The sequence below is a fragment of the Pseudomonas sp. SM4 genome, from assembly GCF_051913165.1.
Classification (GTDB): Bacteria; Pseudomonadota; Gammaproteobacteria; order Pseudomonadales; family Pseudomonadaceae; genus Aquipseudomonas.
The window spans coordinates 79,534-93,155 of sequence record NZ_JBODOE010000002.1 but is presented as its reverse complement, the minus strand read 5'-3'; the positions used below and the strand labels follow the sequence as shown (position 1 = coordinate 93,155).

Annotated in this window: 13 protein-coding genes and 1 pseudogene; 7 read left to right on the top strand and 7 right to left on the bottom strand. The window is 60.8% G+C overall.

Features of this window, described 5'->3' with window-relative positions:
- Nucleotides 1-17: 17 nt before the first annotated feature.
- Complete coding sequence (locus ACQ4MY_RS03405) at nucleotides 18-1,136, bottom strand: aryl-sulfate sulfotransferase (protein ID WP_440093729.1); 1,119 nt, start codon at nucleotides 1,134-1,136, stop codon at nucleotides 18-20.
- A gap of 64 nt (nucleotides 1,137-1,200) precedes the next feature.
- Nucleotides 1,201-2,187 carry an ABC transporter substrate-binding protein gene (locus ACQ4MY_RS03400; RefSeq protein WP_440093727.1) on the bottom strand — a complete coding sequence of 329 codons (987 nt, stop codon included), beginning with the start codon at nucleotides 2,185-2,187 and terminating at the stop codon, nucleotides 1,201-1,203.
- A gap of 48 nt (nucleotides 2,188-2,235) precedes the next feature.
- On the opposite strand from ACQ4MY_RS03400, the gene ACQ4MY_RS03395 reads away from it, so the two are divergent.
- Entirely contained in the window at nucleotides 2,236-3,339 is a 1,104-nt protein-coding gene (locus tag ACQ4MY_RS03395) for a GlxA family transcriptional regulator (protein ID WP_440093725.1), read from the top strand.
- A 13-nt stretch (nucleotides 3,340-3,352) separates the two neighbouring features.
- Here ACQ4MY_RS03395 and ACQ4MY_RS03390 read toward each other — a convergent pair whose 3' ends face one another.
- The 3 genes from ACQ4MY_RS03390 to ACQ4MY_RS03380 all read right to left on the bottom strand — a co-directional run bounded on the left by ACQ4MY_RS03390 (nucleotide 3,353) and on the right by ACQ4MY_RS03380 (nucleotide 6,672).
- Nucleotides 3,353-4,537, bottom strand: coding sequence for a DUF2252 family protein (locus ACQ4MY_RS03390; RefSeq protein ID WP_158830973.1), 1,185 nt, complete (start codon nucleotides 4,535-4,537; stop codon nucleotides 3,353-3,355).
- An 87-nt stretch (nucleotides 4,538-4,624) separates the two neighbouring features.
- Nucleotides 4,625-5,953, bottom strand: coding sequence for an ATP-binding protein (locus ACQ4MY_RS03385; RefSeq protein WP_158830971.1), 1,329 nt, complete (start codon nucleotides 5,951-5,953; stop codon nucleotides 4,625-4,627).
- Complete coding sequence (locus ACQ4MY_RS03380; RefSeq protein ID WP_008077391.1) at nucleotides 5,950-6,672, bottom strand: response regulator; 723 nt, start codon at nucleotides 6,670-6,672, stop codon at nucleotides 5,950-5,952. Before ACQ4MY_RS03380 ends, ACQ4MY_RS03385 begins: the two co-directional genes overlap by 4 nt.
- A 147-nt stretch (nucleotides 6,673-6,819) precedes the next feature.
- On the opposite strand from ACQ4MY_RS03380, the gene ACQ4MY_RS03375 reads away from it, so the two are divergent.
- The 6 genes and pseudogenes from ACQ4MY_RS03375 (at nucleotide 6,820) to ACQ4MY_RS03350 (ending at nucleotide 11,970) form a co-directional block, all read left to right on the top strand.
- Nucleotides 6,820-7,134 (top strand): hypothetical protein, encoded by a 315-nt coding sequence (locus ACQ4MY_RS03375; protein ID WP_008077389.1) that lies wholly within the window; start codon nucleotides 6,820-6,822, stop codon nucleotides 7,132-7,134.
- Entirely contained in the window at nucleotides 7,134-7,793 is a 660-nt protein-coding gene (locus tag ACQ4MY_RS03370; RefSeq protein ID WP_440093723.1) for a DUF3313 domain-containing protein, read from the top strand. The genes ACQ4MY_RS03375 and ACQ4MY_RS03370 overlap by 1 nt, the downstream gene beginning before the upstream one ends.
- Before the next feature lie 415 nt (nucleotides 7,794-8,208).
- Nucleotides 8,209-8,313, top strand: a pseudogene (locus tag ACQ4MY_RS03365) (DUF6124 family protein); the annotation flags it as partial.
- A gap of 693 nt (nucleotides 8,314-9,006) precedes the next feature.
- The gene (locus ACQ4MY_RS03360; RefSeq protein WP_440093721.1) at nucleotides 9,007-9,366 is read left to right on the top strand and encodes a DUF6124 family protein; all 360 of its coding nucleotides are present in this window, start codon (nucleotides 9,007-9,009) and stop codon (nucleotides 9,364-9,366) included.
- 270 nt (nucleotides 9,367-9,636) lie between these two features.
- Nucleotides 9,637-11,139, top strand: a complete 1,503-nt coding sequence (gene proP, locus ACQ4MY_RS03355) for a glycine betaine/L-proline transporter ProP (protein ID WP_158830965.1) — start codon at nucleotides 9,637-9,639, stop codon at nucleotides 11,137-11,139.
- A 237-nt stretch (nucleotides 11,140-11,376) separates the two neighbouring features.
- Nucleotides 11,377-11,970 (top strand): hypothetical protein, encoded by a 594-nt coding sequence (locus ACQ4MY_RS03350; RefSeq protein ID WP_440093720.1) that lies wholly within the window; start codon nucleotides 11,377-11,379, stop codon nucleotides 11,968-11,970.
- Between the two features lie 15 nt (nucleotides 11,971-11,985).
- Here the strand turns inward: ACQ4MY_RS03350 and ACQ4MY_RS03345 are convergent, their stop codons facing one another.
- Entirely contained in the window at nucleotides 11,986-12,582 is a 597-nt protein-coding gene (locus ACQ4MY_RS03345; protein WP_440093718.1) for a hypothetical protein, read from the bottom strand.
- 1 nt (nucleotide 12,583) lies between these two features.
- Nucleotides 12,584-13,372: a DUF2092 domain-containing protein gene (locus ACQ4MY_RS03340; protein ID WP_008077551.1), complete on the bottom strand. Its 789-nt coding sequence runs from the start codon at nucleotides 13,370-13,372 to the stop codon at nucleotides 12,584-12,586.
- Nucleotides 13,373-13,622 lie beyond the last annotated feature (250 nt).

Sequence of the window (13,622 nt, the reverse complement as noted above, 5' to 3'; positions counted from 1 at the left end):
GGTGGATGTGAAGGTGTTCAGTCACGCAGCCATGGCAGATCTGCGCGCTGATAACGGTGGGCACGGAATATCGCGTTGTTGGCGCCCGGCAGATAACGTTGCGAGGCCGCATCGGGATAGGTCGCGAAGTGCGGATTGACGTATTCCCAGACCACTTCACCGGCCTGAGTGACTTCGAACAAGCGACCGAAGTTGGCCTCGGTGATCAGCGTATTGCCGTTGTGCAAACGCTGTGCGCCGCCCATGAACGGGGTGAAAAAGGCGTAGCCCGGCGTGTCGGCGTATTGCCATTCAATGCGCTGCGTCGACGGGTTGATTTCGAGGATGCGCGAGTGCGGCATGCTCACGTGCGGACGGAAGATGCCGTTGTCGAATACCAGCACGTTGCCGTTTTCCAGTTCACTCGGGCAATGTTGCTGCGCGACCAGATCGTGGCCCAGACGCCATAACACTTCGCCACTGCCGCGTTGCACGGCAATCACCGACGAAACGCTGCGCAGGCTGAGGATCACTTTGCCGTCGCGACCGGGCGTCACCGCATTGGTCATCGGCCAGTGGTGACGCTCAAAGCATTCGTGCAACGGGTAATCCTCAGGGCGCAGGTGTTCCCAGCTGCGCCACTCCCAGACCACATTGCCCTGGCGATCGACTTCCTTGACCACGTCGGCATAAATCACCCCGCCCGGTGCTTCGCTGCCGGGAATGCCGCCGACCACGCGCCGGGCCAGCTCTGCACTTAAAGGCTCGGCGGTGGTGTAGAGCAGATGGCCGTTGTCGAGCCATTGCGCATCGTGGTGATGCAGCAGATCCGTGTGTTCCCAGACCACTTCGCCTTGCGGTGTCACTTCGCTGAACGCGCCGCCGTGCCACACCGACCAGCCCGGAAACAGGTCCGGTGAGTCCGGATGGTTGCCGTTGTAACCGAGGTTGCCGTTGCGCAGGATCACCGCGTCGCGGCCAGGGCGTTGTGGCAGTTTCCAGCGATGGACGACCTCGCCATCGAGGTCGATGAGGAACACATTGCCCTGTGCCGTTTGCGGGGCGAACAGCGTGTAGCCGCCAGCGCTGCGGGCATGATCGACAGCGATCAAGCCGGTTTTGCGCCGCTTGAGGGTGGTGGTTTCGAGGTTAGGCATGGCTTTTCTCCAGGCGTGTGAGTCCCGGCCGCCAGCAAAGCGGCACGGTGAACAGAAAGGGTTGTCAGGGGGGGGGCAAGGCGCTGTTGAAACGGTCGTCGAAGATCTGCTCGACCTGCAACGGTCGTGGAATCAGCCGTTCGCTGGCGAACATATCGGCCAATTGCTGCTGCGAATGGATCACCGATGATTCGATCGGCACGTAATGCAGGTCCTGTTGCGCGAGCATCTCTTGCACCAGCGCCACGGGGAGTCGGGTGGTTTGCGCGAACACTTCGGCCCACGCCTGCGGGTGCGCAGTGGCCCACGCTTGGGCACGGGCCAGTCTGCCGAGCAGATCGCCCAGTTGCGCTGCCCGTTGTGGATCATTCAGGGCCTTGAGGCTGGCGACGGTGAAATTCAGCCCGGTTTCCGGCCAGGCACTGCCGTCCACCAAAACCCGTGCGCCGCGTGACGTGGCCTGGCCCACAAACGGATACCACACCGCCCAACCCTCGAGTTTGCCGCTGGCAAAGGCATTTTGCGCATCCACCGGGCTGACATAGGCGATGCTGACATCGCGTGGCGTCAGGCCCGCTTGATGCAGCGCCGCCAGCAACAGATAGTGGCCGCTGCTGCCCTTGGCCACGGCAATGCGTTGGCCCTTGAGGTCGGCGACTTGCGTAACGGTCGAACCTTGCGGCACCAGCAGCGCATTGTTGTTTTGCGCGCCGCTGGCCACCCCGACGATGCGCACGTCATAGCCTCCCGCCTGAGCGAACACCGGCGGCGCATTGCCGACGACACCGGCATCGATTGCCCCGGCGCTCAGCGCTTCGAGCAAGGTCGTGCCGGCCAGAAACGGATGCCACGATAATGCATAGGTGATGCCTTGGTCTTGCCCCGATGCCTTCAGCAACGCTTGGGTCAAACCGCTTTGGTCACCGACTTTCAACGCTGCCTCGGCCGCCGGCACCGCCAACAACAAAGTCGCGCAGCACAACAGTGCTTGCAGGCACTGGCCGAGATGACGGGTGAGTGAATACTTGGCAGTCGCGGGTTTTACCGGCATTGTCGTGGCCTCGTTTTTTGCGTTGAATTCAGTATGTCGAGGCCCGCCGTGCCGCTCCATGCCAAACACCCCTCCTTTGCTGCCATGGCGGACACCCCGCCGCAGCCAGTCCGCACCGTCGTGGTGTTGGCCTTCGATGATCTGTTGTTGCTGAATGCGGCCGGGCCGTTGGAGGTCTTCGCTGCGATACCGCGTGTGTTGGGCGGCGCTTTCAGCAGTCAACCGCCCTATCGCTTGCTGATGGCGTCGCCGCAGGGTGGCGAGGTCTTGTCGATTTCGGGTATCAGCGTCGCGACCTGCTCACTTGCACAGATCGATCAGATGGCCCCGCAGATCGACACGTTGATCGTCGCCGGAGGCCCGGGAATGGCGGCGCTGGAAGCTGACGAACAGGCCTGTGACTGGTTGCGGGTGCGATCAACGCAGATCCGCCGGCTCTGTTCGATCGGTACGGGTGCTTTTGCCTTGGCGGCTGCCGGGTTACTCGATGGCCGGCAAGTGGTGACGCACTGGAAATTTGCCGCCGAATTGCAGGCGCGCTATCCGGCGGTACATTGCCAGACCGAGGCGCTGTACCTGCACGACGGCAATCTGTGGACATGCGGCGGCGCAACCGCCGGGATTGATCTGGCGCTGGGGCTGGTCGAGCAAGACCTCGGCGCGCAAGCGGCGTTGACGCTGGCGCGGTATTTCACGGTGTTCCTCTGGCGCGGCGCGGAGCAGCCGCAACTGAGCGCCTCGCTTAATGCCCAGTCCAACGCCTTGCGCACCGATCCGGACGTGCGCCTGGCGCGGCTGCATGCGTGGATTGCGGCGAATCTGAACGGTGACCTGCGCGTGGAGCGACTGGCTGAACAGTTCGGCATGAGCCCGCGCCATTTTGCCCGCGCCTACGTTGCCGCCACGGGCGAAACACCGGCGCAAGCGGTGGAGAACCTGCGTCTGGAAACGGCCACTCGGTTACTCAAAACCACTAGCGAGCCGATCAAACGCATTGCCGAAACAGCGGGATTTGGCCGGGAGGAACGCATGCGCCGCGCGTTCCAAAAACACTTGGGCACCAGCCCAAACGGCTACCGCAGCGAAATGAAAGCCACCACGGCCGGTGCGGCCCAGCCGTTGGGCATTGCCTTGGCGGGATTGGCCCAATAGCCCGACGCGCCAGTCAATGCTGTAGCGCGTACCGCCGACAATGTTCCAGATAGCCCTTTTCATGATTGCCGACCAGTTGCACGACGCTGGTCCACAGCCAGGAAGGCGCGTCCAGACGTTTCGAGCGACAGGTTTGCAAATCCGCCATCCACTCGGATCGGGTGGCCAGATCCATCTGTCGCGCATGTGCCACGCCGACGACCCGCGCCAGATAGCCGGCCGCGAGCATCGCATCGCGCTGACTCAACTGATCCAGTTCCAGCTTCATGTCCTGCGGCAGCAACTCGCGAACAAAAAAGCCGTGATCAAGCATGCGTGTCGCCAGCATCCGATTGCCCAGCCCCGGTGAAAGAAACCGCGCGCCTTCGACCACGCGTTTGCCGTTGTCGCGCGGCATGGCCGCTCGGGCGGCGCGGGGGGCGGCGGCACCGACGGCTTCCTTGATATCGAGCAGGCAATATTCCTCGTCATCGCCCTTGCCCACGCCCAGCAGCACGGCATAACGCTTGAGCCCCAACGAACTGCAGCCCTTTACCCAATATGCCGAGTCGAGCATTTTCACCCGATCATCCTTCGAGCGGCCCTTCAACGACGTCACCAGCGTATGGATTTCCGGCGTGGCGCAGAGGGTTTTCAATGCAGCGCGTTCATCGCGCGACAGCGCCCAGAACTGTTTGCCCAATGGAATGGTCGGTTTGGTGCTTTCGATGCGCTCCTCGGCCAAATGCTTCCAGGTGCGCTGCACGGCACTGCGCATGCCGGCTTTGACTTGCGCCGGCCGTGGCGGGTCTTCATCCAGATCACCGACGAAGGCTTGCTCATAGCCACGCATCATTTCTTCGAGCATGCGTGCGGTCGCCACGCCGGGCAGGTCCGAGCCCCGCGCCGCCGTGGCCAGCGACAGTGCCAAGCGCACCAGGTCATGCGCCGGGTTGCCGATAACGGTCTGGTCGAGGTCGCGAATATGAATGTCGATCTGCCCTTTGAGATCCCCGGTCGGGCCCAGATTGCCGGCATGGCAATCGCCGCAAATCCACACCGCCGGGCCTTTGGGCAGGCTGCGGCCCGGTTGGCTGTGCAGCCACTCGTAAAATTGCACGGTGCTGCCGCGCACATAAGCGTGCGCCGAGCGGGCCATTTTCAGATTGCGCAGTTGCGACAGCGGTTCAAGTCGGGCGGAGGGACGCGGGGTTTTCATGGACGCTTCTTGTGCGGGATGTGAGCTGTTGACCGCCCGCAGTGCACGAATGTTTCAAAGTGTTTCAAGGTATTCGCAACCCTTTCGTTATTGCGGCAGCTCGACTCGCGCCAATAACCCTGCGCCGTGACGATTGCTCAGCGTCAGCTCGCCCCCCTGTTCACGCACGATCGCGCGCGCCGCCGACAGCCCGAGGCCAACGCCGCCGGTGTCGCGGTTGCGCGAAGCTTCCAGGCGAAAGAACGGATCGAATACCTGCTCCAGCGCGGCCTCGGGTATACCGGGGCCGGTGTCGCTGACTTCAATGCAAATCGAATACTCATCAGCGCGCAACGCAATGCGCGGCTGCTGTGCGTACTTCACCGCGTTCTCCAGCAGATTGACGATCACCCGTTTGATGCCCAGCGGTCGGCCGTCGTACACCAGATGCGCCGGGCCGCTGAAATCGACCTCAATCTGCTGATCTCGATAGTCATCAATGATGGTTTGCAGCAGCTCCGACAGGTCGAACGCGGTGCTTGGCTCGCGGTGCGTGTCTTCTCGAAAGAACGCCAGTGCAGCGTTGATCATCGACTGCATTTCTTCGACATCGCGAATCAGCTTGCGCTGGTGATCGAGGTCTTCCATGAATTCGCTGCGCAGGCGCATGCGCGTCAGTGGTGCGCGCAAATCATGCGAGATCGACGCCAGCATGTGGGTGCGCTCGGCAATAAAGTGCTGAATCTGCGCCTGCATGGTGTTGAACGCGACGATGGCCTGGCGAATTTCGTGGGGGCCTTCGATCTTGATCGGTGGCGCCCGCAGGTCCGTGCCGAATCGTCGCGCTGCACGGGAGAAACGTTGCAACGGATTGGCCAGTTGCCGAGTGGCGATCCAGGCAACCAAAAAGGTCGCGATCAGGCCCAGGGCGATGATGATTGCGATCCGCGTGCCCAGCTCCAGACCCCAGCTGCGTTCAGGCGGAATAAAGGACAACCAACTGCCGTCCGCCAGTTGCACCAGCGCTGCGTAATGCGCACGGGGATTGTTGCGCGGCCAGTCGTCAGGGTTGAAGGCTTCGATCTTGCGATCGCCGCCGAGCAGTTGTTGCAGCACCGGCACCCGGCTCGCTTCGACGCGAACGCCGTCATTGGGCAGATCGAAATCGGCGCGCTGCGCTTTCCACGACACTTGCAGCATGGCGCTGCTCGCCGCGTCCGCCAGTTGCGGGCGCAGGCTGACGGGCGCCGCCTCGATCACCCGCGAGGTCGCGGCAATCTGCTCAAGCAGGCCCGTGCGTTCAATGGGCGGGCGCGCCCAGATGCCGGCGACCTGCACGAACAGTGCGTTCAGCGCCAGTGAGGCGAGCATCGCTGCGACGATGGTCAGGGCAATCCGGCGGCTGAGGGTATCGCCCGGCAACAGTCGGCGGATCACGAGCGCGTGACCTTGGCCGTGAACATATAGCCGCCGTTGCGCACGGTACGGATCAGGTCCGGGCGCTTGCTGTCCGGCTCGATCTTGCGGCGCAGACGGCTGACCTGCACATCGATGCTGCGATCAAACGCGTCGTGGCCTTGGCCGTGGGTCAGGTCGATCAACTGTTCACGGGTGAGGATGCGCTGCGGATGGTCGAGAAACACCACGAGCAAATCGAACTCACCGCCGGACAGCGGAATCATCACGTTTTGCGGTGAACGTAATTCGCGGCAGGTGATGTCCAGATGCCAACCGGCGAAGGCGATCACCGGCCGCGAAGGCTCGACCGCCGCTCGCTGTTCGCCCGCGCGACGCTGCAAGGCGCGTACCCGGGCGAGCAGTTCCTGCGGGGCGAACGGTTTGGTCAGGTAATCGTCTGCGCCCAGTTCCAGCCCGACAATGCGGTCGCTGAGCTCAGCCATGGCGGTGAGCATGATGATCGGAATGGCCATCTGCGCCCGGACCTTCTGGCACAGGCTCAAACCGCCTTCGCCGGGCATCATCAGATCGAGAATGATCGTGTCCGGGCGCTGCTCGGCGATCGACGCCCACATGGCCTCGCCGTGGGGCGCCACGTCGACGTCATAGCCGTGCTGAACAAAGAACTTCTTCAGCAGCGCGAGAATTTCCACGTCATCGTCGACGAACAACAGTCTGCTCACGGTTACAGGATCCATGGACCAAAAAGAGGCTATCTAAAGCCATTTCGCCGCCCGGGTCATTTATTTCAATCGAGCAACATTCCTGCACGCCAGACATCAAGCGGACATCGTCTGGCAAAACCTCTCGCGCATTCTGCAGCCATTCCAATCGAGGGGGTTCGCATGAAGGTATTGAACAACAGCCATTGCACCGAGGGACAGCACAGCAACCGTCCCTTGATCCTCAGCCAGCGCACCGCCGCGCTCGGTCCCGACACGCCGGTGGTGTTTCAGGAATCGTGCCTGGGCGTGTCGGGCGATCAGAGCCGGATCGTGCTGCGCCGCTACTTCGAGCAATTCAGCCCGACCAGTGCGCATTGGGTCGAGTACGTGCACAGCATCGCGGCCGCCGACCTTGTCGAATGGATCATGCGCCACGGCCAGTTGCACATCGAGTGCTCGGATCACAGCACACCCAAGCAGCAGGCAGCGCGTTGATGAGAAGCCATTGCCTGATGACCGTGTTGTGTAGCGCCTCACTGAGTTTGTCGGCCTGCAGCAATCAAAAGGTCGAACCCACCGGGTTTCTGCATGACTACAGCGTGTTGAGCGAGCGTCAGTCGCCATCCGGTCAACCGCTGCTGGCGTGGGTCAGCCCGGCCCTGGCCAGGGCTCGCTACACTCAGGTGTACCTGGCGCCAAGCCAGTTTTACCCGAGTGCCGAGCCGACCAAGCGCATCCCGCTGAGCACCCTCGCCGGCGTCACCGACTACTACGACGCGGCGCTCAGGCTGGAATTGGGCAAGGTCTTGCACCTGGTCAATCAGCCGGGACCGGACACGTTGGTCGTACGCCCCGCCATCACTCAGGTCGCCACCAATACTCAGGGCTTGCGCTTTTATGAATGGTTGCCGGTCACGTTAGTGGCTGCCGGGATCAGTACCGCTGCCGGCATCCGCGATCAGGACAGTGAAGTCGCCACCGAGGTGTCGTTCGAGGACGGTTCGACCGGCGAAGTGATCGCCGAAGTGGTGCGCAAGGGCACCGGTGTGGCACTGGAAAACGACCAACAAGTGCTGACGGCCGATGACGTCAAAGTCGTGCTGGATGGCTGGGCCAGTGATCTGCGGCAATCGTATGTAGGGCTTCGTCGCTAGTACCGCGGCTTTGTTGTTTAACGTGCAGAAATCACGGTGTATTTCCACCCGTCTATGGCCATGCCGGAGACCGCAATCCTTGGCTTTTAAACACCCGCGTTTAAAAGACACGCCAAGATATGTAATCAGGCTACGCAACCTTGCGTAATTGCCTACAGCTACGCCAGAATCCGCCGGCTTGTGCGCCTTGGGGGCGGGTTCTATTGTGGTCCGGTCGCTGACGAATCAGCGATCGGGTTTAGCAGCTCGGCAATTATCAAGGCACGTGAGTTCCGCCAATATGTAATGGCGGCTTTGCGTGGGGCACTTCGGTGCGCCGGGATCCTTGAGCCTGGTCTGCTAACCCGCGTACAGCCGCCACCTCTTCGTTTAGCAGCGATGGCTGACGGCTCCATTTTTCTCAAGGAGCTTCACAATGATAAAACCAACGCCTAACCCGCCCGAATCCGATCTCACCTCCCCCTACGAATCCCTCGATTCAAAAAAACTCAACGACGCCGCCGACCGCGCCCTCGATCACTGAGTGCTGGATAATCTGCAATTGCCGGGCTAACCCCCGCCCTTCGCTGCACCGATATCTGTAGGAGCTGCCGAAGGCTGCGATCTTTTGATGTTGGGACGCAGAGCGTCCCCGGCGGCATTCCCACGCAGAGCATGGGAACGATCAAAATCGCAGCCTTCGGCAGCTCCTATGTATGGACTCGCCCATCATTCAATCCGCTTTTGAACACTGCTACCCGATTGCATCTATGTATAAGGCCTATTGATCGTTCCCACGCTCTGCGTCCCAACATCAAGATTGCAGACCTGAACATTTACCCGATGACGACGTTGGAGACTGCAATTTTTGGCTTTTAAACACCCTCGTTTAAAAGACACGCCAAGACATGTAATCAGGCTACGCAACCTTGCGTAATTGCCTACAGCTACGCCAGAATCCGCCGGCTTGTGCGCCTTTGGGGCGGGCTCTATTGTGGTCCGGTCGCTGACAACTCAGCGATCGGGTTTCGCAGCCCGGATCAATCAAGGCGCACAGCGCTCCAGATCGTTGCTCTCGATATTTATCGCAACGGTGCTTCATGGCGGCTGTGCGCGGGATACCTTCGGGTATGCCGGGTTCCTTGATTCCCGGTCTGCGAACCTGCGTACAGCTGCCACCTCTCTTCGTTTCGCAGCGAAATGTGGCGGCTCCAACAGTCAAGGAGCTTCACCCATGATCAAACCAACGCCTAACCCGCCCGAATCCGATCTCACCTCCCCCTACGAATCCCTAGATTCAAAAAAACTCAACGACGCCGCCGACCGCGCCCTCGATCACTACCTCTGCCCGCCGGGTTCCAGGCCACCGCCGCGTAAACCTCGCAGGATGTACGCCGTCACCGCCGACTTCAAAAACGAGGAGCTGCTGGTCGATGCCTGCGAAACCCTCGCTTGCGCAAGAAACATCGCCAATGACTTCGCCCATCTCATACCAGCGTCGCAGCGCCGGACGCTGTTGGGCATTGCGCAACTGATCATGCTCGGGGAACTGGCGGTGAATCGGGTGCTGGATAATCTGCAATTGCCGAGCTAACCCTCGCCCTTCACTACACTGAGATCTGTAGGAGCTGCCGAAGGCTGCGATCTCTTGATGGTGGGACGCAGAGCGTCCCCGGCGGCATTCCCACGCAGAGCATGGGAACGATCAAGATCGCAGCCTTCGGCGGCTCCTACAGGGGCGTGCGGGAAAAAAAGCAGTGAGCAGTGAATTATTTCGTGTCCTCATGTATCTGAGCCAAAGAGCACGCGCCATCAAATCGATGGCATTTACGCGGCAAGATGGATCAGCAAAGAGAATACCCGGATGAAATCACGCAAAAAAACCGTCAAGCCGATCGGCCTGAACGACATCACCATTGTCGACGACGCCAAGATGCGCAAGGCGATCACCGCCGCCGCCCTGGGCAATGCCATGGAATGGTTCGACTTTGGTGTCTATGGCTTTGTCGCCTATGTGCTCGGCAAAGTGTTCTTCCCCGGCGCCGATCCCGGCACGCAGATGATCGCCGCGCTCGCGACGTTCTCCGTGCCCTTCCTGATCCGGCCGCTGGGCGGTTTGTTCTTTGGCGCGCTGGGCGACAAGTACGGACGACAAAAAGTCCTCGCCGCGACCATCGTGATCATGTCGCTGAGTACCTTTGCCATCGGCCTGATCCCGTCCTATGCCTCGATCGGCATCTGGGCGCCGATCCTGTTGTTGCTGGCGAAAATGGCTCAAGGGTTCTCGGTCGGTGGTGAATACACCGGTGCGTCGATCTTCGTTGCCGAATACGCGCCGGATCGCAAACGCGGTTTCCTTGGCAGCTGGCTGGATTTCGGCTCAATCGCCGGTTTCGTTTTCGGTGCCGGTGTGGTGGTGTTGATCTCGACGACGCTGGGCGAAGCCAAGTTTGAAGAATGGGGCTGGCGCCTGCCGTTCTTCCTCGCCCTGCCGCTGGGCATGATCGGCCTCTACTTGCGCCATGCGCTGGAAGAAACCCCGGCGTTCCAGCAGCACGTCGAAAAACTCGAACAGGGTGACCGCGAAGGCCTGGCCCGTGGCCCGAAAGTGTCGTTCAAGGAAGTCGCGACCAAACACTGGCGCAGCCTGATGACCTGCATCGGCGTGGTGGCCGTGACCAACGTCACCTACTACATGCTGCTCACCTACATGCCGAGCTACCTGTCGCACAACCTGCACTACAGCGAAAACCGTGGCGTGCTGATCATCATCGCGATCATGGTCGGCATGCTGTTCGTGCAGCCCTTGATCGGTTTCGTCAGCGACAAGATCGGCCGCAAGCCTTTCATCGTCGTCGGCAGCATCGGCTTATTCATTCTGGCGATTCCGGCGTTCATGCTGATCAACAGCGGCAAGATCGGTTTGATCTTCGCCGGCCTGCTGATGCTGGCCGTGCTGCTGAACTTCTTTATCGGTGTCATGGCTTCTACACTGCCAGCGATGTTCCCCACGCACATTCGCTACAGCGCATTGGCCGCAGCTTTCAACGTCTCGGTGCTGATCGCCGGCCTGACCCCGACTGTGGTCGCCTGGCTGGTTGAAAGCACCAACGATCTGTACATGCCGGCGTATTACCTGATGGTCATCGCCGTGGTCGGCCTGGTCACCGGCGTGACCATGAAGGAAACTGCCAACAAGCCCCTGCGTGGCGCTGCACCGGCGGCCTCGGACCTTGAGGAAGCCAAGGAACTGCTGCAAGAACACCACGACAACATCGAGCAGAAAATCGAAGACATCGACGCCGAAATCGCCGCGCTGGAAGCCAAGCGCCAAGAGTTGGCGCAACAGCATCCACGGATTGACTGAGGCCAGATCGAACCGCACTCAGCAGAGAACACGCTCGTCATTGTGGCGAGGGAGCTTGCTCCCGATCGGCTGCGCAGCAGCCCCGAACTCTCCAGGCATCATGCGTGGGACGCTTCGCCCCCCCAGCGGGAGCAAGCGTCCTCGCCACCTGTCATTTCTCCCCTCAAGCCATATCGAACATGTCGCCCGGCATCAGCTAGCCTTGAATGCGCCTCGCCCGTCATTCAAGGAGCCGTCATGTTCAAGTTCATCAAGACCACCGTCATCGGCGGGCTGTTGTTCATCCTGCCGCTGGTGCTGATCGTCGTGTTGATCGAAAAAGCCATTCACCTGCTGCGCGGCCCCGTCGAGAAGCTGCTGCCGATGTTCAAGGGTTTTGATGTGGCTGGCGTCACGCTGGTGACCGTTGCCACGTTGTTGGGGCTGATCATCCTGTGTTTTCTCGCCGGATTGCTCGCGCGCACTTCAGTGGCGGCGCGGGCGCTGGAGGCCACCGAGAACAAGTTGCTGAGCAATTTGCCGGGCTATCAGCTATTCAAGGACACCACCGCGCGGTTTGCCGGGATGGAAAACGAAGAGGGTTCGAAGGTCGGCATGATTGCCGAAGGCGAAGGCTTTCGGCTGTGCCTGATCGTCGAAAGCGTGGATGACTGGCTGACGATTTTCATGCCGGACGGTGGTCCTGCCGGCGGCACCGCCGGTGAGGTACGGCTGGTGCCTGCCGCGCAAGTCATCGTCAGCGATCTGTCGTGGCTGACGCTGGCCACTGGTTTGCGCCGTGGCGGGCGCGGGATGTTGGCGCAGATGCAACCCTGGCTGCCGAAAGCCTGAAAGCCTCAGCCCTGCTCAAGGTGCATTGACCACCACATACGTCACATCACTGCCCTGATACTGCGGCTGGTACCAGGTCGAGCCGCATTGCATGTAGGCAACGTTGTAGCGAATCACCTGCACGCAACTGCTGGGCATTTGCGCCGGGGTGAAAATCGAGCCGACCACCGCCGCCGTCACCGCGACTGTCGCCGTTACGGCCGCTGCCGTCGCAATTGGATGGTAGTTATCGTCGTAGCCATAACGGCCATGGCCGTCGACATCGATGTCGACATCGCGGTGATTGTCGATATTGACGTTACGGTTGACGTTGCGATTGCTGTTGTTGACGTAAGTGCGGTTGCCGACATTGTTGCCGGCATTAACCCGATTGCCGGCGTTCACCCGGTTATTCGCATTCACCCGATTATTGGCGTTCACATGATTGGCCCGCTGCGGTGCGTTGATTCGCTGCGCCCGTTGCGCGTTGGGTGCCGGCGCGCGGTTGACGTTGGCGCGGGCATGCCCTTGAGCACGTTGCGGCCGGGCGTCGGCCTCGGCGACATAACCTGTGGTCAACAGCGTTGCGGCGGCCAGCGACAACAACAGACTCCACGTCATCGACTTGTTCATGTCACTGCCCTCCCTGATCGCTGGCTTTTTTAAACGCAATCGCCACATCGCCCTTGCCCGGTTTGAAGGTGAATTGCGTCTCCGGGATGGTCGGCTTGAGGTTCCACTGATACACCGCGCTGTACTCGGGATAGCTCTTTTCGTCCGTGGTGGTGATCACCAGTTTGCACGGCAAGGGTTTGTCGGAACGGGTCAGCCACAGTTGCCAGTCGATGCCTTCCTGGCGAAACGCCAAGTGGTCGCAGAGCTGGCCCTTGATGATCGACGGGCCTACGTACAACGCAGCTTTCAAGGCATCGATCTGTGCCTGATCGCTGCCGAACAGAAACAGATCCTCCATCGGCACCTGCACACCGTAGAAGTTCTCGACCCTGTGCAGGGTTTCCGCCACGGTGGCCGGGGCGTCGACTGTGGTGTAGTACTTCAGGTACGGCGAATACTGGGTGAGTTTTTTGCCGTTGTAGAAGAACTCGCGGGTGCGCACATCGCCTTCGCTTTTCGCGTACAGACGATCGTGGCCGACCACTTTCAGGGTGTTGGCGGACTCCGTCTTGATCTTCTGCCCGGACTCCAGAACCGTGTCGCGCGAGACCTGGGCATCTACCTGAAATTTCGGCAGGCTGCGCAGGTAATTGCCCATGTCGATGAGCTTGTCGACCACCTGCGGATTGATCAGCGGCGCGTCATCGGTAGCCTCGGGCGCAGGGCTGGCGGGCGGGTCTTCGGCGCGCACGGGCGGCGCGAGAACCAGCGTGAACATCAGGCAGACAATACTGGCTGGGGTTTTCATCGGTTCCGCTCCTGTCCCTGCTTTGGGCGTTGCGCCCCGAGGGCGACTGACTGACCAGCCTAGACCGCAGAGTTGTTGTGCGCCAATGCGCACAAAGGCCTTGCCCACTGATAGCCAAAGGCTGCTACGCCACGTATCTCCAAGGCCCTGAAATAGCGGCTTGGACGCTGGAAAACCGTAAGAAACGACCTACGCTGAATTTGTCCGTCGCCCGGCGTCGGCACTCATTGGAAGGATTCAGCAGGCAGTA